The 26,042-nt window shown below is 64.1% G+C and carries 23 protein-coding genes; 9 read left to right on the top strand and 14 right to left on the bottom strand.

The window, feature by feature from the left end; translation table 11 throughout:
• Positions 1-290: 290 nt before the first annotated feature.
• From ACMO9O_RS09080 to ACMO9O_RS09060, 5 genes are read right to left on the bottom strand one after another with little or no spacing between them, the layout of a single operon-like run.
• On the bottom strand, positions 291-1,493 hold the full coding sequence (locus ACMO9O_RS09080) for an aspartate aminotransferase family protein (protein ID WP_418983549.1): 1,203 nt from the start codon (positions 1,491-1,493) through the stop codon (positions 291-293).
• Positions 1,490-2,182 (bottom strand): TrmH family RNA methyltransferase, encoded by a 693-nt coding sequence (locus ACMO9O_RS09075; protein ID WP_418983548.1) that lies wholly within the window; start codon positions 2,180-2,182, stop codon positions 1,490-1,492. The genes ACMO9O_RS09080 and ACMO9O_RS09075 overlap by 4 nt, the downstream gene beginning before the upstream one ends.
• Entirely contained in the window at positions 2,163-3,083 is a 921-nt protein-coding gene (gene rsgA / locus ACMO9O_RS09070) for a ribosome small subunit-dependent GTPase A (RefSeq protein WP_418983547.1), read from the bottom strand. The genes ACMO9O_RS09075 and rsgA overlap by 20 nt, the downstream gene beginning before the upstream one ends.
• 2 nt (positions 3,084-3,085) lie before the next feature.
• Positions 3,086-3,631, bottom strand: a complete 546-nt coding sequence (locus ACMO9O_RS09065; RefSeq protein WP_418983546.1) for a CvpA family protein — start codon at positions 3,629-3,631, stop codon at positions 3,086-3,088.
• A 60-nt stretch (positions 3,632-3,691) separates the two neighbouring features.
• Positions 3,692-3,910 carry a helix-turn-helix domain-containing protein gene (locus ACMO9O_RS09060; RefSeq protein WP_418983545.1) on the bottom strand — a complete coding sequence of 73 codons (219 nt, stop codon included), beginning with the start codon at positions 3,908-3,910 and terminating at the stop codon, positions 3,692-3,694.
• 190 nt (positions 3,911-4,100) lie between these two features.
• On the opposite strand from ACMO9O_RS09060, the gene ACMO9O_RS09055 reads away from it, so the two are divergent.
• On the top strand, positions 4,101-6,128 hold the full coding sequence (locus tag ACMO9O_RS09055) for a glycoside hydrolase family 2 protein (RefSeq protein WP_418983544.1): 2,028 nt from the start codon (positions 4,101-4,103) through the stop codon (positions 6,126-6,128).
• On the opposite strand, the gene ACMO9O_RS09050 is transcribed toward ACMO9O_RS09055, so the two are convergent.
• Both ACMO9O_RS09050 and ispG read right to left on the bottom strand, forming a co-directional pair.
• Positions 6,046-6,651 (bottom strand): WbqC family protein, encoded by a 606-nt coding sequence (locus ACMO9O_RS09050; protein ID WP_418983543.1) that lies wholly within the window; start codon positions 6,649-6,651, stop codon positions 6,046-6,048. The two genes, ACMO9O_RS09055 and ACMO9O_RS09050, sit on opposite strands and share 83 nt — an antisense overlap.
• Positions 6,648-8,147, bottom strand: a complete 1,500-nt coding sequence (gene ispG, locus ACMO9O_RS09045) for a (E)-4-hydroxy-3-methylbut-2-enyl-diphosphate synthase (RefSeq protein WP_418983542.1) — start codon at positions 8,145-8,147, stop codon at positions 6,648-6,650. Before ispG ends, ACMO9O_RS09050 begins: the two co-directional genes overlap by 4 nt.
• Positions 8,148-8,308: 161 nt before the next feature.
• Between ispG and recG the strand changes: the two genes are divergently transcribed.
• The 3 genes from recG to ACMO9O_RS09030 all read left to right on the top strand — a co-directional run bounded on the left by recG (position 8,309) and on the right by ACMO9O_RS09030 (position 12,312).
• Positions 8,309-10,423: an ATP-dependent DNA helicase RecG gene (gene recG / locus ACMO9O_RS09040; RefSeq protein WP_418983541.1), complete on the top strand. Its 2,115-nt coding sequence runs from the start codon at positions 8,309-8,311 to the stop codon at positions 10,421-10,423.
• Between the two features lie 42 nt (positions 10,424-10,465).
• Positions 10,466-11,266, top strand: coding sequence for a DUF3108 domain-containing protein (locus tag ACMO9O_RS09035; RefSeq protein ID WP_418983540.1), 801 nt, complete (start codon positions 10,466-10,468; stop codon positions 11,264-11,266).
• Between the two features lie 110 nt (positions 11,267-11,376).
• Positions 11,377-12,312, top strand: a complete 936-nt coding sequence (locus tag ACMO9O_RS09030; RefSeq protein ID WP_418983539.1) for a hypothetical protein — start codon at positions 11,377-11,379, stop codon at positions 12,310-12,312.
• Positions 12,313-12,446: 134 nt separating this feature from the next.
• Here the strand turns inward: ACMO9O_RS09030 and ACMO9O_RS09025 are convergent, their stop codons facing one another.
• Both ACMO9O_RS09025 and ACMO9O_RS09020 read right to left on the bottom strand, forming a co-directional pair.
• A complete protein-coding gene (locus ACMO9O_RS09025; RefSeq protein ID WP_418983538.1) occupies positions 12,447-14,423 on the bottom strand; it encodes a DUF1566 domain-containing protein in 1,977 nt (658 codons plus the stop codon).
• Between the two features lie 399 nt (positions 14,424-14,822).
• The gene (locus ACMO9O_RS09020; RefSeq protein WP_418983537.1) at positions 14,823-15,824 is read right to left on the bottom strand and encodes an ROK family protein; all 1,002 of its coding nucleotides are present in this window, start codon (positions 15,822-15,824) and stop codon (positions 14,823-14,825) included.
• 111 nt (positions 15,825-15,935) lie between these two features.
• On the opposite strand from ACMO9O_RS09020, the gene ACMO9O_RS09015 reads away from it, so the two are divergent.
• Both ACMO9O_RS09015 and ACMO9O_RS09010 read left to right on the top strand, forming a co-directional pair.
• Positions 15,936-16,907 (top strand): polyprenyl synthetase family protein, encoded by a 972-nt coding sequence (locus tag ACMO9O_RS09015; RefSeq protein ID WP_418983536.1) that lies wholly within the window; start codon positions 15,936-15,938, stop codon positions 16,905-16,907.
• Between the two features lie 33 nt (positions 16,908-16,940).
• A complete protein-coding gene (locus ACMO9O_RS09010) occupies positions 16,941-18,185 on the top strand; it encodes a peptidase U32 family protein (protein ID WP_418983535.1) in 1,245 nt (414 codons plus the stop codon).
• Positions 18,186-18,266: 81 nt separating this feature from the next.
• Here ACMO9O_RS09010 and ACMO9O_RS09005 read toward each other — a convergent pair whose 3' ends face one another.
• The 3 genes from ACMO9O_RS09005 to surE form a co-directional block, all read right to left on the bottom strand.
• The gene (locus tag ACMO9O_RS09005) at positions 18,267-18,905 is read right to left on the bottom strand and encodes a response regulator (protein WP_418983534.1); all 639 of its coding nucleotides are present in this window, start codon (positions 18,903-18,905) and stop codon (positions 18,267-18,269) included.
• Positions 18,902-19,873 carry a sensor histidine kinase gene (locus ACMO9O_RS09000; RefSeq protein ID WP_418983533.1) on the bottom strand — a complete coding sequence of 324 codons (972 nt, stop codon included), beginning with the start codon at positions 19,871-19,873 and terminating at the stop codon, positions 18,902-18,904. The genes ACMO9O_RS09005 and ACMO9O_RS09000 overlap by 4 nt, the downstream gene beginning before the upstream one ends.
• A 68-nt stretch (positions 19,874-19,941) precedes the next feature.
• Entirely contained in the window at positions 19,942-20,712 is a 771-nt protein-coding gene (surE, locus tag ACMO9O_RS08995; protein ID WP_418983532.1) for a 5'/3'-nucleotidase SurE, read from the bottom strand.
• A gap of 310 nt (positions 20,713-21,022) precedes the next feature.
• Here surE and rplS point away from each other — a divergent pair, with 310 nt between their 5' ends.
• From rplS to ACMO9O_RS08980, 3 genes are all read left to right on the top strand, one after another.
• Complete coding sequence (rplS, locus tag ACMO9O_RS08990; RefSeq protein WP_418983531.1) at positions 21,023-21,406, top strand: 50S ribosomal protein L19; 384 nt, start codon at positions 21,023-21,025, stop codon at positions 21,404-21,406.
• Between the two features lie 237 nt (positions 21,407-21,643).
• Complete coding sequence (gene rbsK, locus ACMO9O_RS08985) at positions 21,644-22,552, top strand: ribokinase (RefSeq protein WP_418983530.1); 909 nt, start codon at positions 21,644-21,646, stop codon at positions 22,550-22,552.
• Positions 22,553-22,581: 29 nt separating this feature from the next.
• Positions 22,582-23,592, top strand: coding sequence for a GRP family sugar transporter (locus tag ACMO9O_RS08980; protein ID WP_418983529.1), 1,011 nt, complete (start codon positions 22,582-22,584; stop codon positions 23,590-23,592).
• A gap of 75 nt (positions 23,593-23,667) precedes the next feature.
• Here the strand turns inward: ACMO9O_RS08980 and ACMO9O_RS08975 are convergent, their stop codons facing one another.
• Positions 23,668-24,951, bottom strand: coding sequence for an MFS transporter (locus ACMO9O_RS08975; RefSeq protein WP_418983528.1), 1,284 nt, complete (start codon positions 24,949-24,951; stop codon positions 23,668-23,670).
• A 39-nt stretch (positions 24,952-24,990) separates the two neighbouring features.
• Complete coding sequence (locus ACMO9O_RS08970) at positions 24,991-25,980, bottom strand: polyprenyl synthetase family protein (RefSeq protein WP_418983527.1); 990 nt, start codon at positions 25,978-25,980, stop codon at positions 24,991-24,993.
• Between the last annotated feature and the right edge of the window lie 62 nt (positions 25,981-26,042).

The raw sequence follows: 26,042 nt of genomic DNA, 5'->3' as shown, positions 1-26,042 counted from the left end.
GCGAATCCCCGCTCGACGAGCAGGTCGATACACTCCAACGTGGGAGTTTCGTAACTAAATCTCTTCATTATTCTTGTGATTGATATAGGCACGTAAACGAACAAGCCGCGCGTATCGACGGATACACGCGGCCAGCTTAGCCGGATATTTCAAAAACAGGATCGTCCGATAGCGAAACGCTATCTCATGGGGGGGGGAGTTTGCACGCCCTTATCCTGCCGCGGAGCGCGGCAAGACTTCATCGGAGTATCGTTTCGGGCAAGCACGGCCGCAAAGGTAGACATTATTTTCTATTTATCCAACTTATTCAGACATTGCACGATCAGCGCAGCGCTTTCGCGCACCTCCGCCTCCGTAATGGTCAGCGGCGGCGAGATGCGGAACGCCGTGTCGCAATAGAGGAACCAGTCGCTCAGGATGCCCGCCTCCTTAAAAAGCTCCATGATGCGGTAAAGCTTTTCGGATGAACCCAGTTCGACGGCCAGCAGCAGCCCCGAACGGCGGATTTCGCGCACGGTGGGGTGGTCGCGCAGCAACGCTTCGTACAACGCCCCCTTCGCCTCGACCTGCTCGACGACGGAATTTTCGATCAGGTAATCGAGCGCCGCCAGTCCGGCTGCACAGCAGACCGGATGGCCGCCGAAGGTGGTGATATGGCCCAGCACGGGAGCGGTTTGCAGGGTGTCCATCACCTCGTGCCGCGCGACGAACGCCCCGAGCGGCATGCCGCCTCCGAGCGCCTTAGCCAGACACACGATGTCAGGGACGACCCCGTAACGCTGCATGGCGAACAGGGCGCCGGTGCGCCCCATGCCGGTCTGAATCTCGTCGAAGACCAAGAGCGCCCCCACCTCGTCGCAGCGGCGGCGCAGCGCCTCCAGATAGCCCGGCGCGGGAGGACGGACGCCCGCCTCGCCCTGCACGGGTTCGGCCACGACGCACGCCGTGCGAGCGGTGATGCGCTCCAGCTGCCCGAAATCGTTGAACTTGATCGACGCGAAGCCGGGCATCAGCGGGCGGAAGGCGTTCTTCCACTCCTCGCCCTCGGGCGAACCCATCAGGCACATGGCCCCCTGCGTCGAGCCGTGGTAGGCGCGGCGCATGGAGAGGACCTCCGTGCGGCGGGTGAAGCGTTTGGCCAGCTTCAGCGCCCCCTCGACCGCCTCGGCGCCCGAGTTGACGAAGTAGACGCTTTCCAACGGTGCGGGCAGCAGCGACGCCAGCCGCGCGGCGTAGGCCACCTGCGGCGTCTCGACCAGTTCACCGTAGACCATCACGTGCATGTAGCGCGCGGCCTGCTCCTGTACGGCGCGGACCACGGCGGGGTTGGCGTGGCCCACATTGCTCACCGAGACGCCCGCCACCAGGTCGAAATAGCGTTTGCCCTCGGGCGTATAGAAGAACGCCCCCTCGGCGCGCGCCACCTCGACGAGCATCGGCGAGGGCGAGGTCTGGGCCACGTGGGCCAGAAATTGTTTCCGCAGAATATTCATTCGATCGTATCTCCCAGTTGTCGGTTCAGAATTTCGGGCGCATCCTTCACGCTCGCGCACATCCACCGGAAGAGCACCTCGGCCTGCTCGGCGGGCGCGAGCCGCCAGTCGGGAACCGTGAGGCGCATCCGCTCGGAGAGCATGTAGATCAGGATCGCCGCCGAGGCCGAAACGTTCAGGCTCTCAACCATCCCGCACATGGGGATGCGCAGGAACTCGTCGGCCGCGGCGATCACCTCGTCCGAGATGCCCGCATGCTCGGTTCCGAAGACCAGCGCGAAGCGGCCCTTCGCTACGTCGAATGTCTCGGGGGTCACGTCCTCGCGGTGGGGCGTGGTGGCCACGATGCGGTAGCCCGCCCCCTTGAGCGCCGCGAGCGCATCGGCGGTCGAGCGGTGGCGGCAGACGTCGACCCAGCGGTCGGTCCCGCGCACCACGGCGGCGCTCGGCTCGAACTTGCAGAGCGTCTCGACGGTGTGCATGCGCTGCACGCCGAACGCCTCGCAGTGCCGGATGAGCGCCGCGGCGTTCTGCCCGTGGAACATGTTCTCCGCCAGCACGGTCATGTAGTGCGTGCGCATCTGCACCGTGCGGCTCAGCGTCGAGAAGCGCTCGGGGGTCATGAACTGCGCGAGCGCCTCGATCCGCGCGGCATACCACGCCTGGTCCCTATTTGCGGTATTTTTCATCTTCGTCGCGGATTTTCAGGTAACTCTCATAACGCTCCCAGGCGATCTCCCCGCTGCGGACCGCCTCGATGACGGCGCAGCCCGGTTCGTGTGTATGCGTACAGTTATAGAAGCGGCAGCCCGGCGCCGCGCGCATCATTTCGGGGAAGTAGTGCCACAACTCGTCGTCGTCGATGTCGATCAGCCCGAAACCCTTGATGCCCGGGGTGTCGATCACCGCACCGCCGCCCGAAAGGGGGTACATGGTCGAGAAGGTGGTCGTATGGCGCCCCTTGTGGTGGCTTTCGGAGATTTCGCCCGTGCGAATGTCGAGCGAGGGGTCGATGGCGTGCACCAGCGTCGATTTGCCCACGCCCGAATTCCCCGCCAGCAGCGTCGTGCGGCCTGCGAGCAGTTCGCGCACGCGCTCCAGCCCGACGCCCGCTTTGGCCGCGACCTCCACGACCTCGTAGCCCGCCGCCTCGTAGATGGTGCGGAACCGGGCGACCGCCTCCGCCTCCTGCAGGTCGATCTTCGAGAGGAGGATCGTCACCGGAACCTTGTACGCCTCGCACGTCACCAGAAAGCGGTCCACGAACTCGGTGGGGGTCTCCGGCGAGCGCAGCGTGACCAGCAGCACGGCCCGGTCGATGTTGGCTGCGATGATGTGCGACTCCTTCGAGAGGTTCGAGGCGCGGCGGATCACGTAGTTGCTGCGCGGAGCGATGTCGGTAATCAGGCAGTCGCCCGCCTCGTCCCGCTCGCACGTCACGCGGTCGCCCACGACCACGGGATTGGTCGAGCGGACCCCTTTCAGACGCAGCCGGCCGCGGATGCGGCAGCGGAGCGTCTGCCCGTCGTGCAGCACTTCGTACCAGCTTCCGGTCGCCCGGACCACCACTCCGTCACTTCGTCGCTCCATAATTATATGCTTCGGATCGTGTCCGCTTCGTCCGCCTCCTGCGGCTCGTCGCCCTCGTCATGCAGCGGAACCCGGTCGCCGACCCACTCCAGCAAGGGGTAGACCAGCCCCGAAACGCGCATGACGGGGCGGTAAGCGACCGATTTTTCGATCGTCTGCGGTCCGACGAGCGTATAATCCTCGTTCAGGCGGTCGAACGCCGTGAAGAGCACCCCCAACAACAGCAGGTATTTGAGCACCGAGACCCCGACACCCAGCAGGTGGTCGAAGACGCCGAAGCCGGCGAAATGGAACAGCTTGCGCACGGCGCGCGCGAGGATCGCAACGGCGATCACCACCACGATTAGCACGGCGACGAATCCGCCGGGGGCGGCGATCTGGGGGTCGAGATTGAGCCACCCGCCCACCATGGCGCCGTAATGCGCAGCCAGCCAGATGGCCGCGACGATTCCCGCCAAGCTGCACACCTGCACGATAAAGCCCTGCCGCCAGCCGTTCCATACGGCCAGAAGCAGTACCAGCGCGACGATCAGATCGATCCAGTTCATGCCATCCTACTCTTATTGGTGGGGATAAAGGTACGAAAAAAGCCCTTACGGGCCAAACGCTCAGCGCAGCAACTCCGACAGCGGCACGTCGAGCGCGCTGCACAGCGTACAGAGCGTGCGCAGCGTGGGGTTCGCGCGGCCGGCCTCGATGCGGCTCACGTTCGAGCGCTCCATGTCGCAGCGGTAGGCCAGCTCCTGAACGGTGTAGCCCCGCTCGCGGCGCAGCTCCCTGAGCCGGCGCGAGATGGTTTCGATCTGATGCTGGTAGGCGACTGCCATAAAATGTTCGGGCGTTGTTTTTTCAACGCAAAGACAGCGCAAGCCGAGGGCAGAAGCAAGCGCAGCTTGTCCTGACGGGGCGGAGCCTGTCTGAGCGTTTTTCAACGCAAAGATACCCAAACGATCGAAAAGCGGTTCCCGATGCGGTAAAAAATTGTAAATTTGTCCCGGATAACGAATTGACGCAACTATGAAACGATACCTGATAACACTGCTGCTGCTCGCCGCCTGCGCTTCCGCGCCGGCCCGCGAGGTCTTTCCGCTGAACGAAGGGTGGCGCTTCTTCTTCCAGCGGGAGAACACCTCCGACAACGCCCGCCACGTCACGCTGCCCCATAGCTGGAACACCGACCCGCTGGCGGAGGGCTACTTCCTCGAGACCACGGGCAACTACCTGAACAGCATCTACATCCCGGCGGAGTGGGTAGGCAAACGGCTCTTCGTCAAATTCTACGGCGTGCAGAGCGTCGCCGACCTGTTCGTCAACGGCCACTACGCCGGCACACACCGCGGCGGAGGCACGGCCTTCGTGTTCGAGGTGACGGACCGCGTGCGCTTCGGTGCCGACAATTACCTGCTGATGACCGTCAGCAACGCCGCTTCGAACGACGTGCTGCCCACTTCGACCGACATGAACCGCTACGGCGGCATCTACCGTGAGGCGGAGCTGATCCTCACCGAACCGACCGCCGTATCGCCCCTCTACCTCGGCACGGAGGGGGTGCTGGTGCGTCCGCACACGATCACCCCCGAGCGGGTCGAGGCCGAAGCCGAGATCCATCTGACCGCCCGCGGGGCGAACGCCTGCACGCTGACGCTCGACGTCACGGCCCCCGACGGCACGCCGGTCTTCACGAAGCGGCAGCGCGCCCGCATCGAAGACAAACCGGTGACCGTCCCCATCGCCTTCGAGAATCCCCGCTTGTGGAGCCCCGAACACCCCGACCTCTACACGGTGACCGTGAGCCTGGGCGAAGACTCGCTCTCGGACCGCGTGAGCGTCCGCACGGGCTTCCGGAACATCGCGGCCAGCACGCCGGACGGCTTTCGCATCAACGACGCGCGCATTCCCGTCCGGGGCGTGACGCTCTACCACGACAACGCCCTCTCGGGCGGCACGCTCACCGCGGCCGATCTGGACGACGACCTGCGGCAGATCCTCGACCTGGGGGCCAATGCGATCCGTTCGGCGGTGATGCCCCACCCGCAGCACCTCTACGACCGCTGCGACGAGGAGGGGGTGTTGGTGTGGATCGACGCCCCGCTGCACCGCGCCTTTCTGAGCGACGTGGCCTACTACCCCACGCAGCGGTTCGAGCAGAACGGGCTGGAGCAGCTGCGCGAGATCGTGGCGCAGCACATGAACCACCCCTCGGTGGTGATGTGGGGCATCTTCTCGCGGCTGTGGATGCGCGGCGACGACCCGGTTGCGTACCTGCGCCGGCTCAACGAAGCGGCCCATGCGCTCGACCCCTCGCGCCCCACGGTGGCGTGCAGCGATCAGGACGGGGATATCAACTTCGTGACCGATCTGGTGGTCTGGCGGCAGGACGTGGGTTGGAACCGCGGTTCGACGGACGACGTGCGGATCTGGCGCGACCAGCTCCAACAGAACTGGTCGCACCTGCGCTCGGGCGTGGCCTACGGCGGCAGCGGCATGCCCGGACACAAGAGCTACACGGCCAAGGCGGCCCCGCGCTCCAACTGGATGCCCGAGGAGCGGCAGACCGCCTTTCACGAGGAGTACGCCCGCAACCTGCAAAACGACTCGCTCTTCTGGGGCGTCTGGATCGACAACATGTTCGACTACGGCTCGGCGCGACGCCCCTACGGCATCAATTCGGAGGGGTTGGTGACCATCGACCGCCGCCTGCACAAGGACGCCTACTACCTCTACCGGGCGTTGTGGAACCGCCGTTCGCCGACGCTGCATCTGGTCGACAAGCGTCATACGCTGCGCGACCGGGAGCGGCAGGCATTCCGCGTCTACTCCTCGGCAGGCGTGCCGCAGTTGGTCGCGGGGACGGATACGCTCGTGATGAAGGAGTACGCGGCCTGCCACTACCGGTCGGATTCGGTGTCGCTCAATGGGCGGGTCGAGGTGAAGGTGTGGGCCGGGGAGCTGCGCGACAGCGTTACTCTGCTGGTAGGCAACGTGCTAAAACCGAAGCGGACGCCGGTCCTTCGGCGAACAACAGGTCCGCAAACGACAAATTAGGTGCAAAGGGCATCCGGTCGGAGAAGACCTGCACATAGGGTTCGGCAGCGAATGCCGGACCCTCTTTTCGTTTGGGACGCAGGTCCCGGTCGCCGGGCGCGGCTTCAACGTAGCGTTCGCTCACGCGGGGCACGGGCAGGCCCAGCTGCGCACACAGGAGTTCGATCAGCGCCAGGTCGTAGTCGGCCAGAAAGGCCCACTCGCGGCGGTAGAACGGCTCGAACAGCGGGGCGTAATGGTCGAAATAGGGCGACGCCTTGTACGAGGCCGTCAGCGCGCCCCAATGCTGGTGCTGCCACCGCTTGGAGTAGTCGATGCGCATGTCGCGCACGGGTTGGCCGGGTCGGTTGGCGTTGCGCACGTGGACCGTCAGCTCCATCACCCCGTCCGGGGCAAGGATGCGGGCGCGGTTGCGCTCCGAGCGCTTCACGAAATGCTCGCCCAGGTCGATGACGCACTCGCCGCGCACGAGGTGCGCGAACCACTCCACGCCGGGCAGATAGGCGATCGGCAGGATGGTCATGGGCGGGCCGGGCTTTCGGGTTCGCTCCAGTCGCCGTGCTCCCGGATCAGCTCGACCAGCCGGTCGAGCGCCTCTCCCTGCGGAATGTTGCGCGCCACGACCTCGCGGCCCTTGTAGAGGGTGATGCGGCCCGGAGCCGCACCCACATAGCCGTAATCGGCATCAGCCATCTCGCCGGGGCCGTTGACGATGCAGCCCATCACCCCGATGCGCAGATTCTTTAGGTGCGCCGTGCGCGCCTTGACCGCCGCCAGCGTCCCCTCCAGATCGTAGAGCGTCCGCCCGCAGCTCGGGCAGGCGATGTATTCGGTCCGCGAGAAGCGCACGCGGGCGGCCTGGAGGATCATCAACTCGACGTCGCGGACCTGTTCCTGCGGAAAGGCGGGCGCGTCGATCCAGATGCCGTCGGCCAGTCCGTCGAGGAAGAGCAGCCCCAGATCGGCGGCGGCCTTGACAGCCAGCGCTTCGAGCGAGGGTTCGTCATAGCGTCGCTTCACCACCACGGGTTCGTCGGAATCGAGATTCAGAATCGCGGCGCGCAGCTCGGCCGTGGGGTTGCCTGAGACGGCTTCGATCACGCGGAATCCCGCCAGCGGCTCGGTATGCACGACGGGAACCGTCACCCGCGAACGGCGGCGGTAGGCACAGGGCGAATACGCCTCCGGGTGCGCGACCGCGAAGACACCGGGCCGCTCGCGGAAGTGGTCGGCCAACAGCTGCGCCACGGGAATCTCGTGCTCGGGCGCTTCGGTGAGCGAGACGCGGATCGTGTCGCCGATGCCGTCGGCCAGCAGCGCACCGATGCCCACGGCGCTCTTGATGCGCCCCTCCAGCCCGTTCCCGGCCTCGGTGACCCCCAGATGAATCGGGAAATTCATCCCCTCTGCATCCATCGCCTCGACCAGCAGGCGGTAGGCGGCCACCATCACCCGCGTGTTGGACGACTTCATCGAGACGACCGCCTGGTCGAACTCCATCCGCCGGCAAATTCGGAGGAACTCCATCGCCGAGACGACCATCCCCTCAGGCGTGTCGCCCCACTCGTCGAAGACGCGGCGGGCGAGCGAACCGTGGTTCACCCCGATGCGGATGGCCACGCCCCGCGCGCGGCACTGCTCGACGAGCGCTTCGAACTCGCCCCGGTCGAGGCGGTAGTTGCCCGGGTTGATGCGCACCTTGTCGACCCATTGCGCGGCCACGGCGGCGACCTCGGGCAGGAAGTGGATGTCGGCCACCAGCGCCGTGTCGAAACCGTCCTCGCGCACGCGGCGGACGATCTGCGCGAGGTTCTCCCCCTCGCGGCGGCCCTGCGCCGTGAGCCGCACGATCTTGCCGCCGGCGCGGTCGATGCGCTCGATCTGCGCCACGGAGGCCTCGGTGTCGTTGGTGTCGGTGTTGGTCATCGACTGCACGGCGACGGGATGCCCGCCGCCGATCACCACCCCGCCGATGCGCACTTCGCACGCGGGGCGGCGTCTGTATTGTGTCAGGTCCATGTTCGGGTATTTGCTGCAACAAAGGTAACGAAAATTTCGGTCGGACGCTCCGCTCCCCGAACGGACGACGCTCGAAAAGACGTGCACGCCCGCCCGCAGGGCGGAAAATTTGTATATGCTCTCCGAAAAGCGTATATTTGTGCTTCGTAGACCGAAACCCCGTGAGCAACTACCTCGATAACGACGTCAAGTTCGTCGCAGGCGTCGGCGAGGCGCGTGCCAAACTCTTAGAACGCGAGTTGGGCATCCGCACTGTCGGCGATCTGCTGCAACACTACCCGTTCCGCTACATCGACCGCACGCGCATCTACCGCATCGGCGAGGTGACCGAGGCGGCCGCGCTCTCCTACGTCCAGCTGCGCGCCCGCATCACGGGCATCTCCTACGCCGGAGCGGGGCGCAAACGCCGCTTCACGGCCTGTGCGCAGGATCAGACCGGGCAGGTGGAGCTGGTCTGGTTCCAGGGGATCAAGTGGATCGAGAAGCGCGTGGAGGTGGGGCGCGAGTACCTCGTTTTCGGCCGCCCGTCGTTCTACCGCGGGGAGCTGCAAATGGCCCATCCCGAGCTGGAGACCATCGAACAGGCCCTTTCGCGCAAGGCCGAGAGCGGCATGCAGGGCATCTACCCCTCGACCGAAGGGCTGGGCAAGGTGCTCGGTGCGAAAGGTCTGTATCAGATCGTCTGCAACGCCTGGGCGCTCGCCAAAGAGCATATCGCCGATCCGCTGCCCGAGAGCGTAAGGATCCGCTACGGACTGGTTCCGCTGCGCGAGGCGTACTACAACATCCACTTCCCCCAGTCGCAGGAGGCGCTGCGGCAGGCGCAGTACCGCCTCAAGTTCGACGAACTGTTAGGTGTGCAGCTCAACATCCAGCAGCGGCGCACCGAGCGGCTGGCCAAGAGCAACGGCTTCCTCTTTCCGCGCGTCGGGGGCGTCTTCAACACCTTCTACACCGAAAAACTCCCCTTTCCGCTCACCGGGGCGCAGAAGCGCGTCATCCGGGAGATTCGGCAGGACACCGTGACGGGCTACCAGATGAACCGCCTGCTGCAGGGCGACGTGGGCAGCGGCAAGACCCTCGTGGCGCTGATGTCGATGCTGCTGGCCGTGGACAACGGCTACCAGGCCTGCATGATGGCCCCCACCGAAATACTGGCCCGTCAGCACTACGCCACCATCACCCGTCTCATGGAGGGCATGGACGTGGGCGTGGCGATTCTGACGGGCGCGTCGAAAGCCCGGGAGCGCAAAAAGGCGCTCGAAGGGATCGCCTCGGGCGAGGTGGACATTCTGATCGGCACGCACGCGCTGATCGAGGACCGCGTGCAGTTCGCCAACCTGGGTTTCGTGGTGATCGACGAACAGCACCGCTTCGGCGTGGAGCAGCGCGCCCGGCTCTGGACCAAGAACGAGCGGCCGCCCCACATTCTGGTGATGACCGCTACGCCGATCCCCCGCACGCTGGCGATGACCCTCTACGGCGATCTCGACGTCTCGGTGATCGATGAGCTGCCCCCGGGCCGCCGGCCGATCAAGACCGTGCACTACACCGACGCGGCGCGGCTGCGGCTGTTCGGCTTCATGAAGCAGGAGATTCGCAAGGGACGGCAGGTCTACGTCGTCTATCCGCTCATCAAGGAGTCGGAGGCGATGGACTACAAGGACCTCACGGACGGTTACGAGGCCATCTCGCGCGACTTTCCGCTGCCCGAATATGTCACGGCCATCTGCCACGGCAAGATGAAGCCCGCGGACAAGGAGGAGTCGATGCGCCAGTTCAAGTCGGGCGAGGCGGACATTCTGGTCGCCACGTCGGTGATCGAGGTGGGGGTCGACGTGCCCAACGCCACGGTCATGGTCATCGAGTCGGCCGAGCGTTTCGGACTTTCGCAGCTCCACCAGCTGCGCGGCCGCGTGGGGCGCGGCGGCGAACAATCCTACTGCATCCTCATGTCGGGCGAGAAGCTTTCGCGCGAGTCGCGGGCACGGCTGGAGGCCATGTGTCAGACCAACGACGGCTTCCAACTGGCCGAACTCGACCTTAAGCTGCGGGGGGCCGGGGACATCAACGGAACCCAGCAGAGCGGCATGGCATTTGATCTGAAGATCGCCAGCCCGACGGCCGACGTGCAGATTCTGACCCTCACGCGCGATGCCGCCGCGGAGCTGCTCGCCGCCGACCGCACCCTCTCCGCCCCCGAACACCGCGGGCTCGAAGCGCTCCGGCGGCGCTATTCGGGACGCGAAGAGATTGATTTTTCGCGTATTTCGTAATATTCGACCCCATCGACCCGTTAACTCTTTAAACGCTACCGAATGAAACGACTTCTGTTTTCGATACTCCTGCTCGCGGCGGCTTCGCCCCTCGCCGCGCAGCTCTACCACCCGGGCGAAGTGCTCGACTACCGCGTGAGCTACAAGGCCAAGATGTTCCCCAACACGGAGGTGGGGACCGTCGAGATCGTCACTTCGATCGACTCATTGCCCGACGGGAAACCCCTCTACAAGGTCGTCGGCGCGGGGCGCACGCTGCCCACCTACCGCTGGTTTTTCAACCTGGAGGATATCTACACGGTGTGGATCGACGCCGAACGGCTGCGTCCCCTGCGCTTCGAGAGCGACATCCGCGAGGGAGATTACACGTTCCAGAGCTTCTACACCTACGACTGGGACAACGCACGGATCGACACCCGCTGGCGCAGCCGGCAGAACCCCTACGAACAGCGGCAGATGGAGCTTACGCAGCAGAGCATGGACCCCATCGCCCTCTTCTTCAACCTCCGCTCCGCCGAGGCAGACGACTTCCGCGAGGGGGAGCCCGCCACGCTGAGGATGGTGCTGCAGGACACGATCCGCGACCTGCGGTTCCGCTACCTGGGCCGCGAGACGAAGAAGATTCGCAACATGGGCCGCTTCCGCACGCTCAAGTTCGAATGCGAGCTGGGTTCCACCGAGGAGTTTTCGTTCACCGACGGCACGGTCTTCACGATCTGGATTTCGGACGACAAGAACAAAATCCCGCTCTACATCGAGTCGCCCGTACGCATCGGCAGCATCCAGGCCTACCTTTCGGGGTACAAGGGGCTGAAATACCCGCTTTCGAGCCGCGACAAGTAACCGGCACGGTCTGCGGCGAATTGCGTAATTTTTCCTATATTTGCCCTATAAACTCAGCTCCGACAGGCGGCGGCCCGGCCCGTGCGCGGTCGGCCACTAACTGAAAACCTATGGAAGAGAACAACAAGGGATACGAACCCTCCGATTACGAGGACGACTACGCGCCCCGGCCGGAAGAGGCCGTCAAATCGATCCGCGGCTACCGCATCGTCATCATCATCCTTTCGGTGATTCTAGTGGCGCTATCGGTGCTCTACTTCAGCATCCACCGCCAGCAGATGCGCGACAACGAGCTGCTGCAGGCCGACCGCGACTCGATCCAGAACGACCTGGGACGGCTGATGACCGACTACGACAACCTCCAGGTTTCGAACGACTCGATCTCGGCCAACCTCACGATCGAGCGCGACCGCGCCGATTCGCTGATGACGCGCCTGAAGAAGGAGCGTTCGTGGAACCTCTCGAAGATCAAGCAGTACGAGAAGGAGGTGGGCACGCTGCGCACCATCATGACGGGCTACATCCGGCAGATCGACTCGCTCAATACGCTCAACAAGCAGCTCATTTCGGAGAACGTCTCCTTCCGCAAGGAGATCACTTCGGCCAAGCTGCGCGCCGACATGGCCGAGGAGAAGGCCGCCGAACTGGACAACAAGGTCAAGGTCGGCTCGGTCATCCGCGCCCGCGACATCCGCCTCTCGGCCCTCAACGCGCGCAGCAAACCCGTTTCACGCGTCAAGAACGCCGACCGGCTGCGCGTGGACTTCGTCCTCGCGGCCAACGAACTGGCCGAACCGGGCAACAAGGCGGTCTACGTCCGCATCATCTCGCCCGACGGCTACGTGCTGACCACCGAGGCCATGCCGACCTTCGAATACGAGGGCGAGCGGCTGAGCTACTCGGCCATGCGCGAGGTCGACTACCAGAATCAGGACCTCGAAGTGGGTATCTACTTCAACTCGTCGGGCTTCGCGCCGGGAACCTATCAGGTGGAGCTTTTCTGCGAAGGCCGGCTGATCGGGCAGTCGCAGATCGTGATGCGCTGATGACCCTCCCTCGGGTGGGGCTTCCGCGCCGCTGCGCGGCACAATGAGGTTGCCGGTCGTCGATACAGGATTCTTTCTCAATAACGAAAGGCGTCCCTTTGCTGGGACGCCTTTCGCAGGTAAGGGGTGACGGATCAGTAGCGGTAGACCGCGCGCACGCGCAGCTCCGTCGTCTTTTCCTTCACGTCGCGCACCTCGTAAGACCAACTGCCGAAGTCGACGTACCAGGCGAAATCGGCGTTCGACGTGCTTTCGTTCGAGGCCCAATACTTGTCCGAGCCGTTGAGCGGCGTACCGCCGTTCGCATTGAGCGTTTGGTTCAACGCGGTCGAATTGTCGTAAATCTGCTTCAGCTCGTTCAGCGCGGGCAGATACCACTTCACCTCGCCGGCCGCGTTCTTCGCGTTGCACCAGGCGAAACCCGGATAGTTCTCCTGCCAGTTGTCGCGCTTGCTGATCCTGCTGAAATTGTAAAGTCCGTCGCTCCACGAATCGGCTCCCGTGGTCTCGCCGACCTCGCGCGAGTAGATGGCCTTAGTCTCGTCCAGCGAGATCAATGTGCCGTGCTCGCCGTCAGTATTGCAGACGACCCCCTTCACCCCGTTCACGTCGTAGAAATCGCCGATCGCGTACTGGCTCTGCGTGACGACGATCTGCCGCTTCATCTTGGCATCGGAAGCCAGCGTCACGTCGATGGTCGCCGAACGGAAGCTGCCCGTCTCGTTGGCCTCGATCGTCAGCACGATCTTGCGCCCGTTGCGCGAACTCTTGCACCAGGCGGTCTCGCTCACATTAACCTGTGCGTCGGCGGGAGAGAGGGTCAGTTCGATCTTCGAAGCGTTCCGGTCGCAGGCCGGCTCATAGAAGGAGAGCGAGAAGGGAATGATTCCGGCTCCCGGGTTGGGATTGGGATTCTCCGGCACCGGGAAGGCGTGCACGGCGCGCATCCCGTGTTCCTCACTCTTATAGAGAGCTTCGTTGCCGAAGGAGAACTTGATCGCATAGCTCATCTCGTTGTCGAACTGCGTGGAGGTCCAGTAGGGAACGGTTTCGAACGCCACGCCGCCGGCAGCGACCAGTTTTGCGTTGAACGCCGCGCGGGCCTCCTCGTTGCGGCCGCTCGGGCCGCCGTTGTAGACCTCGAACACTTTCGACAGCTCGGAGTAGGCGGGTACGTACCAGCCGGTAACCCCGTCGACATTCTTCTCGTCGACCCAGGCGAAGCCGGGGTAGTAACGCTTCCAGTCGGTAATCTGCCGGACGCGCTCCATATTCACGCTGCCGTCGTACCGTTCGCCGTTGCCGTTCTCTCCACCGCTCAGGTCGTCGAAGCGGGGCGACCAGACGCAGAAGGTCTCGTCGAGCGACACGATCATGCCGCTGGTCCCGTTGCTCCCCTCGTCGAGGGCGTAGACGATGCCTTTCACACCGCCGTGGTCATAGAGGTCGCCCACGGCGTAGCTGCGCAACGCTTGGGGCGTAAATTCGATTTCGGCCCACTCCGACGGTGCGAAACGCTCCGTATCCGTGGGGACGGCGCGGACGCGGATGCAGTGGGCGACACCTGCTTCGAGGTCTGCTGCAACGCATTGGCATTCAACAGTAGAGCCGCTCGCAAGGGGGGGGGTATTTTCCCCTTTCAATAATTCATAGTCGTAGGACGCCGCCCCGGCGACCGCCTCCCAGGTGACGGTCACACTTGTTCCCACGATCCCGGGCAGCACCGGAACGGGCTTGTCGAGCCGCGGCAACTCGGGTTTGGTCGACACTTTCACCTCGGCGTATTCCGATTCGCGGAAAGCACCGTTTCCCGAGAGCGCCTTCACGCGAACGAGGTACTCGGCATCCGGCGTCAGCCTCTCGAGCGCAAAGAATCGCTCGGCGGTCGTGCCGCTGACGCCCGCAAGGCCGCCGCCCGTAACTTCGTAACCGTACGAATCGGCATTGGCCACCGGATTCCAGCTCACCCGGATCGTGGTCTGGGTTGCTTCGGTATTGGAAAATACCGGTTTGGCGAGCACGGCCGAACCGTTGTCGTCCTCCGAATCGGAGCATCCGCCGCCGAACATGACGAGCATGCCCGCGGCCATGAAAAAGAAGAATTTTTTCATAAAACGTGGATTTAATGGAACGTGAAACACTTGAGAGAAACCAGCGGTGTCAACCGAACACCCCTTTAACCTAAACCTTTGGTTGCAAGTTAGGGATAAAACGGTTCGGATGTATCGCATCGGGTCGCTTTTCTGTGCAAGCCAAACTATTCCAAAACGTTCTTTTTGTGAACTAAACGGACATATTTTCCCCGGACAACCAAAAAAACAGCCCCCGGTCCGTATCCGGGGGCTTTTGGTTGGTCAGTTTGTGGGTCAGGAGGGCGGGTAACCAGGCTGTAGGACTGTCGGGTGACCGGGGGCCGGGCTGTCGGTCGGACCGCCTGCGCGGGCGGGTGACCAGGCTGTGGGACTGTCGGGTGGCCGGGACCGGGCTGTCGGGAGACCTGCGCGGGCGGGCTATTTCTCCTGCTGCCAGATTAGGGCCGAAGCGCCCAGGATGGCGGCATTCTTGCCCTGGATGCCGCTCGGGAGCAGCTTCACCTTGTTCTTGAAGACGAAGAGCATGTTCTCCTCCATGTACCACTGCGTGGGTTCGAAGATTAGCTTGCCCGCTTTCGACAAGCCGCCGAAGAGGAAGATCGCCTCGGGCGAGGTCACCGTCACCACGTCGGCCAGCGCGCGGCCGAGCAGTTCGCCCGTATAGCGGAACGCCTCCAGTGCGACGGGGTCGCCCTGTTCGGCGGCCACCGAGATCATCGAGGCGTCGAAATCGTCGAAGGCGATGCCGCGCAGCTTGCTCGGAGCGGACATTTTGGCCATCAGCTCGAAAGCCGTGCGCTTGATGCCCGTGGCCGAGACGTAGGTCTCCAAACACCCCTTGCGTCCGCAGCCGCACTCGCGGCCGCCGCGCTCGACGATGATGTGGCCGAACTCGCCCGCGAAGCCGTCGTGGCCGTAGATCATCTCCCCGTTGGCGACGAAACCCGAACCGAGGCCCGTGCCCAGCGTAATCATGATGAAGTCCTTCATCCCCTTGGCGTTGCCGTAGATCATCTCGCCGATGGTCGCGGCGTTGGCGTCGTTAGTGATGAGCGTCTTGACCCCGCCCAGGCAGCGCGAGATATCGTCGGCCAGCGTGAACAGGCGGCGCGACTCGTCGGGATTGGGTTCGCCCTCGCGGAATTTCCAGAGGTTGGCCGGATTTTCGACCGTGCCCCGGTGGTAGTTGGCGTTGGGCGCGCCGATGCCGATGCCCGCGAGCTGGTAGTCGAACGAAACGCTGTCGATCAGCGCGCGCATGGCCGCACAAAGGTCCTCCACATAGGCGGGATAGTCGTCGACAGTGGGATATTTCTTGGTCGAGATGACCGATTCGGCATAGAGGTCGCCGTTCTCATCCACCAGCCCGAAAGCCGTGTTGATGCCGCCGATGTCCACGCCGATAGCGAGTTTTTTCATAGGTCCTGTCTGGGATTGGTTAATTTTCATTCAAAGTTAGGACAAAATTCGGCTACTCCAAACTTTTTTTCTACTTTTGAACCTCCTAAACACCCTAAGCAATATCCAGCCATGCAATCCAACGAGCAACTCCTCGCCCTTATCGAAAACCACCTGGCTCAGATCGAATTCGCGGCCGAGCCGGAACTTCTCTACGCCCCGATCGGCTATTCGCTCGCTGGGGGCGGCAAGCGGCTGCGGCCGATGCTCACGCTGCTGGGGTGCTCCCTGTTCACCGACGAGGTGCAGCGCGCGTTGCCGGCCGCCTCGGCCGTGGAGGTGTTCCACAACTTCACGCTGCTGCACGACGACATCATGGACAATGCCGCCGTGCGCCGCGGCAAGCCGTCGGTCTACGCCAAGTGGGGGCAGAATGTGGCTATCCTCTCGGGCGATGCGATGCTGATCTGCGCCTACCGCCTGCTGGGCGAGGTTCCGCCGCAGCTGCTGCCGCACATCCTGCGGACCTTCAACACGATGGCTCTCGAGGTGTGCGAGGGGCAGCAGTACGACATGGATTTCGAACAGAGGCAGAAGGTCTCGGTGGTCGAATACATGCACATGATCGAGCTGAAGACCTCGGCCCTGCTGGCCGGAGCGACCGTGATCGGGGCGCTGCTGGGCGGCGCTTCGGAGGAGGACTGCCGCAAGCTGCGCCGCTTCGCGGTCGAACTGGGGCTTGCGTTCCAGTTGCAGGACGACTTGTTGGACAGCTACGGCGACCAGCGCCTGGGCAAGGCCATCGGCGGCGACATCCTCGAGGGCAAGAAGACCTACCTGATGATTACGGCCATGAGCCGCGCCGAAGAGAGCGCCCGCGACGTGCTGCGCAACGCCTACCGCGATCCGATGCTCACCGACGCGGAGAAGATCGCCGCCGTGAAGGCCATTTACGACCGCTACGACATCCCGCGGCTGACCGAACAGCAGATTTCGCTGCGCTTCGAACGGGCGCTCGGCATCCTCGAGACGCTGTCGGTCGACCCAGCCCGGCTGGAGCCGATGCGCGAATACGCGCGCGGACTGATGGGAAGAAACAAATAAGGGCCGTCTGAGGCTCCCGAACACCCTGCATCCATGAAACGCACCGACATCGAACTGATGGCCCCCGTGGGGTCGTACGAATCGCTCGCCGCAGCCATCCGGGCCGGGGCCGATTCCATCTATTTCGGCATCGGGAAGCTGAACATGCGTTCGGCTTCGGCGGCCAACTTCACCGAAGAGGACCTCCGCCGGATCGTCCGAATCGCCCATGCACAGGGGGTGAAGACCTACCTTACGGTCAACACCGTCGTCTACGAGGACGAGCTGGAGACGGTCCACGCGGTGATCGACCGCGCCAAGCAGGAGGGGGTCGACGCCATCATCGCCACCGATCTGGCCGCGATTCTCTATGCGCGGCGCGTGGGGGTCGAGGTGCATATCTCCACCCAAAGCAATATTTCGAACTCCGAGGCGGTGAAGTTTTTCGCGCAGTGGGCCGACACCGTGGTGCTGGCGCGCGAGCTGACGCTCGAACAGGTGGCGGCCATCCGGCGGCAGATCGTCGAAAACGACCTCCGCGGACCGCGCGGCGAGCTGGTCCAGATCGAAATGTTCGCCCACGGGGCGCTCTGCATGTCCGTCTCGGGTAAATGCTACCTCTCGCTCTACGAGACCAACTGTTCGGCCAACCGGGGCGCATGCCGCCAGCTCTGCCGCCGTCTCTACACGGTCCGCGACCGGGAGACGGGGGCCGAACTGGACGTGGACGGACGCTACGTCCTCTCGCCCAAAGACCTCTGCACGGTCGACTTTCTCGACAAAATGATCGACGCCGGGGTGCGGGTGCTCAAGATCGAGGGGCGCGCGCGGGGTGCGGAGTATGTCAAACGCGTGGTCGAAACCTACGACGAGGCGCTGCGCGCCATCGAGGCGGGAACTTACACCCCCGAGGCGGCCGCAGGTTACAAGGAGCGGCTGCGGACGGTCTTCAACCGCGGTTTCTGGGAGGGCTACTACGCCGGACGGCCCGTCGTGGAGCACAGCCCGGCCTACGGGTCGTCGGCCACCAGGCGCAAGGTCTACGTGGGCAAGGTGGTCAACTTCTACCGGAAAATCTCGGTCGCCGAGGTGTTGGTCGAAGCCGCGCCGCTCGCGGTGGGCGACGAAATTTTCTTCCTCGGGCCGACCACGGGCGTCGCGGAACAGCCGCTCGCGGAGCTGCACGGGCCGGACGGCGCTCCGGTGCGGGAAGTCGCGCAGGGCGAATTGTGCGCCATGCGGACCGAGAGCGTGATCCGGCGCGGGGACAAGCTCTACAAGTTCGTTCCGGCAGAATAGGGCGGACGGAATTTCCGGCGAGTGAACGGGAAATAAGAAAAGCGGCTTCGGGCCGCTTTCTTCGTGGATGGGAAGGGGTTGTCAGACCTCGACGATGCCGTTGCGGATGGCGTAGACCACCAGCGAAGCGGTATTCTTGCAGCCCGTCTTTTCGAGGATGTTGGCGCGGTGCTTGTCGACCGTGCGTTTGGAGATGAACAGTTCGTCGGCGATCTCCTGGTTCGAAAGGCCGCGGCACACGGCCACCAGTATCTCGCGTTCGCGCGAAGAGAGCTCTTCGTCGGCGGCATCCTCGCGCGTGCGCATGCGTCCCGTGAGCGACGAGAGGAGCCGCGGGCTGAAGTAGCTGCCGCCCGCCGCCACCGTCTCGACGGCTTCGAGCACGTCGCCGATGTCCGAATCCTTCAGCACGAAGCCGCGCGCCCCGGCCTGCACCATGCGCGAATAGTAGCTCTCCTCCCCGAACATGGAGAGCGTGATGATCTTAAGCTCGGGCCGGCGGGCCAGCGCCCGTTCGGTGGTCTGCGCCCCGTCGAGCCCCGGCATGGCGAAATCCATGAAGACCACGTCGGCCTCCAGCGTATCGAGCATCGCCAGGAACTCCTCGCCCCCGCCCGCCTCGGCCACGACGCGGCAGCCGGCGCAGTGCTCCAGCAGCCCCCGCAGTCCGTTGCGGAAGAGCGTGTGGTCGTCCACCAGCGCGATCCGGCACTCCGTCATCGTCTGCGTCGTTTGGGCCGGCGACCGGCCGGTTCCTCCTGCGTGCTCACGCGGATCGCGGCGCGCATGCCCTTGCCCTTGGCCGAAACGATGTCGAACGTCCCGCCGAGCGAACTGATGCGCGAGGCGATGTTCGAAAGGCCCATGCCGCAGTCCATCATCGCCTGCGGGTTGAAGCCGTGGCCGTTGTCGGTGTAGTCGAGGGCCAGTTCCGTGCCGTTTTGCGAGAGCGAGAGGTTGACGGCTGTGCAGCCGGCGTGTTTGAGCGAGTTGTTGATCAGCTCGCAAATCACCCGGTAGAGGATCACTTCGACGTCCGTGTCGAAGCGCTCCGAACGCAGATTGGTCGTGAAGCGGATCTTCACGTCGTGCATCGCGGCGCTCTTGTCGATGAAGTTCTGTACGCCGCGCGCCAGACCGAAGTCGTTGAGCACGTGGGGCGAGAGGTTGTTCGAGATTTCGCGCAGCGAGCGGATGGCCTCGTCGATGACGTAGGTCGTGTTGTCGATGATCTCGCGCTGCTCGGCGTCGTGCTCCTCGCGCGCAAGCGCCGTGAGCGACATTTTGGCCGAGGAGAGCAGCGGACCCAGCCCGTCGTGCAGCTCCTTCGAGAAGCGCGAGCGGGCCTTCTCCTCCGTGCGCAGCACGGCCGTGAGGATGCGTTTGTTGAGCAGCTGCCGCTGGCGGTTGAGGCGGCCGATGTACTTGAAGAGCTTGTGGGCGTACATCACCCCGATCGAGAGGCAGATGGAGATCACGATGCCCAGGTAGCCGAACCACCAGCGCGGCACGTACTGCCCGCTGGCGATCAGCAGCTGCACCAGCCGCTCGACCGAGAGCAGCGAGAAACCGATGATGAAGAGAATCCACACCGAGTTGTACTTGGTAGTGCGCACCAGCCTGAGGGCGTAGACCGTCGCCACGGTCTGGATGAGGATCGAAATGACTAACAGGACTTTGATGAGCATAGGCGGTCGTTTTTACAAAGGTAACAACAATTCGGAACCTGCCGCTGCGATTCGCCGAATTTTTTCGTTCAGCGGAGCACTCCCCGCAGCCGCTCCAACTGGCGGTAGTCCGTCAGATCGACCTGCACGGGAACCACCGAGACGTAGCCGTTCCGCAGCGCCCACTCGTCGGTGTCCTCCGCTTCGGGTTCGCCGTTGACGAACTCGCCCGTGAGCCAGAAGTATTCGCGGCCCCGGGGGTCTTCGTGGCGGAAGAACTCCTCGCGCCAGAAGCCGCGGTTCTGCCGGCAGAGGCGCAGCCCGCGGACCGTCTCCGGTTTGCCGGCCGGAACGTTCACGTTCAGACACAGCGGCAGTTCCACCCCGCCCGCGAGCACCTGCTCCACGATGCGCCGCCCCCAGATGACGGAGGCTTCGAAATCGGCGTCGGCGGCGTGGTCGTCCAGCGACAGCCCGACGGCGGGGCAGCCGTAGAAGCTCCCTTCGATGGCCGCGCCCATCGTACCCGAATAGAGCACGTTGACCGCCGAATTGGAGCCGTGGTTGATGCCCGAGATGACCAGATCGACCCGCTCGTCGCGCAGCAGGTAGTCGAAAGCCATCTTCACGCAGTCGACCGGCGTTCCGGAAAAGGCGTAGACCTCCAACCCCTCCTCCTCGCGCACACGGCGCAGGAAGAGCGGCCGGTACATGGTGATGGCCTGGCTCATGCCGCTCTGCATCTTCTCGGGGGCCACGACCACGATGCGGCCCAGGCCGCGCGCCGCCTCGACGGCCGCGGCCAGCCCCTTCGAGTCGAAGCCGTCGTCGTTGGTGATAAGTATCAGTCGTTCGTTCATCTTCGTTGAATGTGTTGAAAGCAGCCGGCGGTGCAGGGCGGCCTCCCCGCCGCGGCGCACAGGGCCGGCCGGATTATTTCGGACAAATATACGAATTTTTGTGCCACCCTTGCGCGAATGAAAAAAACTTCTTACCTTTGTCCTCCCTTCGGGGACGTATATCGACCTCTTTCATTGGGCGCTACGGCGGATGCCCGGGACGGCTGCCGAAAGGCGGCGGCTCTTCGGGCGGGATTGCGGATCAGGGAATCCGCATGGTAGCCACCGCGCAGCGGGAATGTCGAATGCGAAACAGCAAAAAGTTGCAACCATGAACAAAGATGCAATCATCCGGCTCGTCAACGAGCAGATGTGGCCCAAGACCGACGCCGACGTGCCGTCGTTCAAGGCCGGAGACACGATCACCGTATCCTACCGGATCGTCGAGGGCAGCAAGGAGCGTATCCAGAGCTTCCGCGGCGTAGTGATCCAGATCAAGGGTTCGGGCAAGACCAAGATGTTCACCATCCGCAAGGTGTCGAACGGCGTGGGTGTCGAGCGTATCTTCCCGCTCTACTCGCCCCACATCGACAAGATCGAGGTCAACAAGGTCGGTGTAGTCCGCCGCGCCCGTATCTACTACCTGCGCGATCTGACCGGCAAGAAGGCCCGCATCAAGGAGAAGCGCATGACCCGCACCACGGAGGAGAAATAATCCGGCGAGTCGATTCCGCAAAAAAACAGGATGTCCCCAAGGGGCGTCCTGTTTTTTTGTGTCCGCAGGGGTCCGCGGCAAAGCGCTCCGTCCGCCGCAAACGGAATTTCAGCGCAGTTTCGGCCCGGCGGATCGGCGGATCGGCGTATCGGTACGATTTGTGCGCACCTCCCCGATCGGCGCCACGGGGACCGCGTCCGTGCGGAGCCGCGCGGCAGCGCCGACAACCATCGAACCATGAACAAGATTTTGGTAATAGGAAGCTCCAACATCGACCTGATCGCCCGGGTCAGGCAGCTGCCCCGTCCCGGCGAGACCGTGGGCGAAGCCCTCTTCATGCAGGCCAACGGCGGCAAAGGGGCCAATCAGGCCGTGGCGGCCGCCCGGCTCGGGGGCGACGTGGGTTTCGTCTCCTCGCTGGGCAGCGACGCGGCGGCCGCAGTGCTGCGCGAGCAGTTCGCCGCGGACGGCATCGACACCTCGACCCTTATGACGGTCGACGACATCCCGACCGGCACGGCGCTGATCTTCGTCTCGGAGGACGGTGAGAACAGCATCGCCGTGGCGCCCGGGGCCAACCGCCGCCTGACGCGCGAGCGGATCGACGCCGTGGCGGACCGCATCGCGGGGGCCGACTACCTCCTGCTGCAGCTCGAAATTCCGCTGGATACGGTGGCCTACGCCGTCGAGCTGGCACACCGAGCGGGCACGAAGGTCGTGCTGAACCCCGCCCCGGCCATGCCGCTTCCGGACGAGCTGCTGCGCCAGGTCCACCTGATCACCCCCAACCGCACCGAGGCCGAAACGCTGACCGGCCGGGCGGTGCACACGGTGGACGACGCCGCCGAAGCGGCCGGCATCCTGCTCGGAAAGGGGGTCGGACAGGTCATCGTCACCCTCGGGGCCGACGGAGCGCTGATCCGCACGCCGGAGCAGACCGAGCATGTCCCCGCACCGCACGTGACCCCGGTGGATACCACCGCCGCGGGCGACGTCTTCAACGGCGCCCTGCTGGTGGCGCTCTCCGAACGGAAAAGCCTCTCCGACGCCGTGCGTTTCGCCGCCCGCTGCGCCTCGGTCTCGGTCACCCGCATGGGCGCACAAACCTCGATCCCGTGGCGGTGCGAAATCGGGGACGACCGCTGAAACCGTACGAAACTTAAAACTCTCCTGCTATGTTCGTTGTAAACAGTTATTCGCTGGCCGTGGTCTTCTGCTTCATCACGATGCTTTGCTGGGGCTCGTGGGGAAACACGCAGAAACTCGCCGGCAAGACGTGGCGTTACGAATTGTTCTACTGGGACTATGTGATCGGCATGGTGCTCTTCGCCGTCGTGCTGGGCTTCACGATGGGAAGCATCGGAAGCGAGGGCCGGCCCTTCGTCCAGGACCTTTCGCAGGCCGCCTGGGCCGCCGTAGGCAGCGTGCTGCTGGGCGGGGTGATCTTCAACGCCTCGAACATCCTGCTCTCGGCATCGGTCTCGCTGGCCGGACTGTCGGTCGCCTTTCCGCTCGGGGTGGGGCTGGCGCTGGTGCTGGGGGTCATCGTCAACTACATCGGAGCGCCCAAGGGCGATCCCTATATCCTCTTTCTGGGCGTGGCGCTGATCGTGGTGGCGATCGTCTGCAACGGCATCGCCTCGGGACGCATGCGCCGAAGCGGCGACTCGGCCTCGCGCAACCGCAAGGGGATCGTGCTGGCCATCGTGGCGGGCATCCTCATGTCGTTCTTCTACCGCTTCGTCGCCGCCGCCATGGACCTCAACGACTTCGCCTCCCCGACGCGGGGCATGCTGACCCCCTACACGGCCATCTTCGTCTTCTCGGTCGGCGTGCTTTTGAGCAACTTCGTCTTCAACACGCTGGCCATGCGGCGGCCCTTTGTCGGCGCTCCGGTCTCCTACCGCGATTACTTCCGCGGCTCGCTCCGAACGCACCTGGTGGGCGTGCTGGGCGGCGCGGTCTGGTGTCTGGGCACGGCGTTCAGCTACATCGCCGCCGGCATGGCCGGAGCCGCCATCTCCTACGCCCTCGGGCAGGGCGCCCCGATGATCGCCGCCGTCTGGGGCGTCTTCATCTGGAAGGAGTTCCGGGGCGCGGACCGCAGGACCGTCACGCTGCTGGTGGTCATGTTCCTCTTCTTCATCGCCGGACTGGCCGCGATCATCGCCTCAGGCGGCAGCTGAGCCGGACGGAACACAACGAGGAGGCGGCCGGTCACTGGACCCGCCGCCTCCTCGTTTCGGCAAACACCGCACAGGTTATTCCACCGGAATATCCTTGTTGACGTTCTTCGAGCCGATCAGCGCATAGTAGAGCAGGTAGGCCAGCCCGGCGATAATCACCCAGTAGCTGGTCAGATAACCGGCCGCGTCGGAGACCGCACCCTGGATCAGGGGCAGGATACCGCCGCCGCACACCATCACCATGAAGAAGCCCGAGCCCATCGAGGTGTATTTGCCCAGTCCCTCGACCGCCAGGTTGAAGATTCCGCCCCACATCACCGACGTGCACAGACCGCAGAGGGTGATGAACATCAGACCGATGGGAACCTGTACCAGCCCGAAGCCCGTACCCGTGAAGACGGGCATCGAAACCTCGCTCGTCAGCGGCGAGAAGATGCCCGCGACGACGAAGGCGATGGCCAGCGTCGAGACGAACGTCAGCTGCACCTTGCTCGACACCTTTCCGCCGATGGCGCCGCCGATCAGCCGGCCGCACATCATCAGGAACCAGTACGTGCCTACCAGCGATCCGGCGGCCGCGGCAGCCATGCCCACGCCGCTGGTCGAAGCGTCGCGCCCGGCCGTCAGGAAGAGGTACATGAAGTTGGGAATGCCCACCTCGACGCCTACGTAGATGAAGATGGCCAGCGCACCCAGCACGAAGTGGCGGAACGAAAGGGCGCTGTACTTCTCCTTCTTGGCCGACTTGGCGGTCTCGATGGCGAACGGTTCGGGAATCTTCACGGCGTAGAGCACCACGAAGACCACGGCGAAGATGCCCATGGCGATGAAGAGCGCCGGAGCGGCGTCGCTGATGGTTGCATTGGCCGCGTTGCCCATCAGGTAACCCACCAGAATCGGGACGATGGTCGCCGAGATCGAGTTCAGCGAGCCGCCGAACTGGATCAGCTGGTTACCTTTCTTGCCGCCGCCGCCCAACGTGTTGAGCATCGGGTTGACCACCGTGTTGAGCATGCACATCGAGAAGCCCGAGATGAATGCGCCCGTCAGGTAGACGCCGAAGCTGCCCGCCTCGCCGGCGAGGAACTGGATACCCACGCCGAAGAAGCCCACGGCCACGGCCACCAGCGCCGTCTTCTTGTAGCCGATGCGCTTTAGCATCAGCCCGGCCGGAATGCCCATGAAGGCGTAGGCGATGAAGTTGGCGGCGTTGCCCAGCTGCGACATCCAGTTGGCCACGGCGAACTGGTTCTTCACGATGACGCCCAGCGGGTTGGTCAGACCCGTCACGAACGAGATCATCGCAAAGAGCGCGAACATCATGACGATGGGCAGCGTGTAATTTTTTTTCTGTTCCATGTATCGATTTTTTAGGTTAATGAGTACTTCAGGCGGTTATCACCGGTCGCGTTCGGCGATGTAGGAGCAGAGATCGACCAGCGCCTTGCGGCAGTCGGAGGGTTCGTATTCGGCGAGCATCTCGGCGGCGCGCGTGACGTAGCCGCGCATCACCTCGGCGGCGTAGTCGAGTCCGCCCTCGTTTTCCACGACGCGCTGCAGGTAGTCCACCGCCCCGTCCTGCTCGCGGCAGCGGTCGAGCCGCTCCACCAGCTCGGCCCGGCGCTCCGCCGGGACGCGTTCGAGCACGGCCAGCAGCGGCAGGGTGATCTTGCCCTCGCGCAGGTCGTTGTTGGCAGGTTTGCCCGTATGGGAGCGGGGCTGGAAGTCGAGAATGTCGTCCTGAATCTGGAACGCCATGCCCAGCGCCTCGCCGAAGCGGCGCATCAGCGCCACCTTGTCGCGCGTCGCACCCACGGCCAGCGCCCCGGCCGAGGCGCTCACGCCCAGCAGGCAGGCGGTCTTCTTGTAGATGATGTCGAGGTAGCTCTGGCGCGTCATCGCCTTCGTATCGGCGCATTCGGCCTGCTGCACCTCCCCCTCGCAGAGGGTGGCCATCGAGCCGCAAATGTGGGTCACCAGATCGAACTGGCCGCTTTGCAGGCCGATGGCCAGGTTACGCGCCAGCACATAGTCGCCCAGAATGACCGCCTTGTGCGACTGCCAGCGGGCGTTGACCGAGGCGCGGCCGCGGCGCGTGTCCGACTCGTCGATCACGTCGTCGTGGATGAGCGACGCCACGTGGATCATTTCGACCAGCATGGCGGCCAGACAGGCCCGCCGGCCCGTCGAAGCCCCCTTGACGGGGGCGTTCAGCGCCGCCGAAAGCATCACCAGCAGCGGACGGATGCCTTTGCCGCGCGACGAAAGCGCGTAGCGGAGCATCTCATTGAGCAGCTCGCCCTCGGCCGTGAACTGGCGCTCGACGAAATGATCGTAGGCCTCCAGCTCCGCAGTCACAGGCTTGCGGATGGTATCGAGTGTAATCATAAACAGTTTGTTGCTTGCCGCGGGGCGCACCGCACGCCTCCCGGACATTCGGCCTCGCAGCA

The sequence above is a fragment of the Alistipes sp. genome, from assembly GCF_048465635.1.
Lineage (GTDB): Bacteria > Bacteroidota > Bacteroidia > Bacteroidales > Rikenellaceae > Alistipes.
This window is presented reverse-complemented; position numbering and strand designations above follow the sequence as displayed.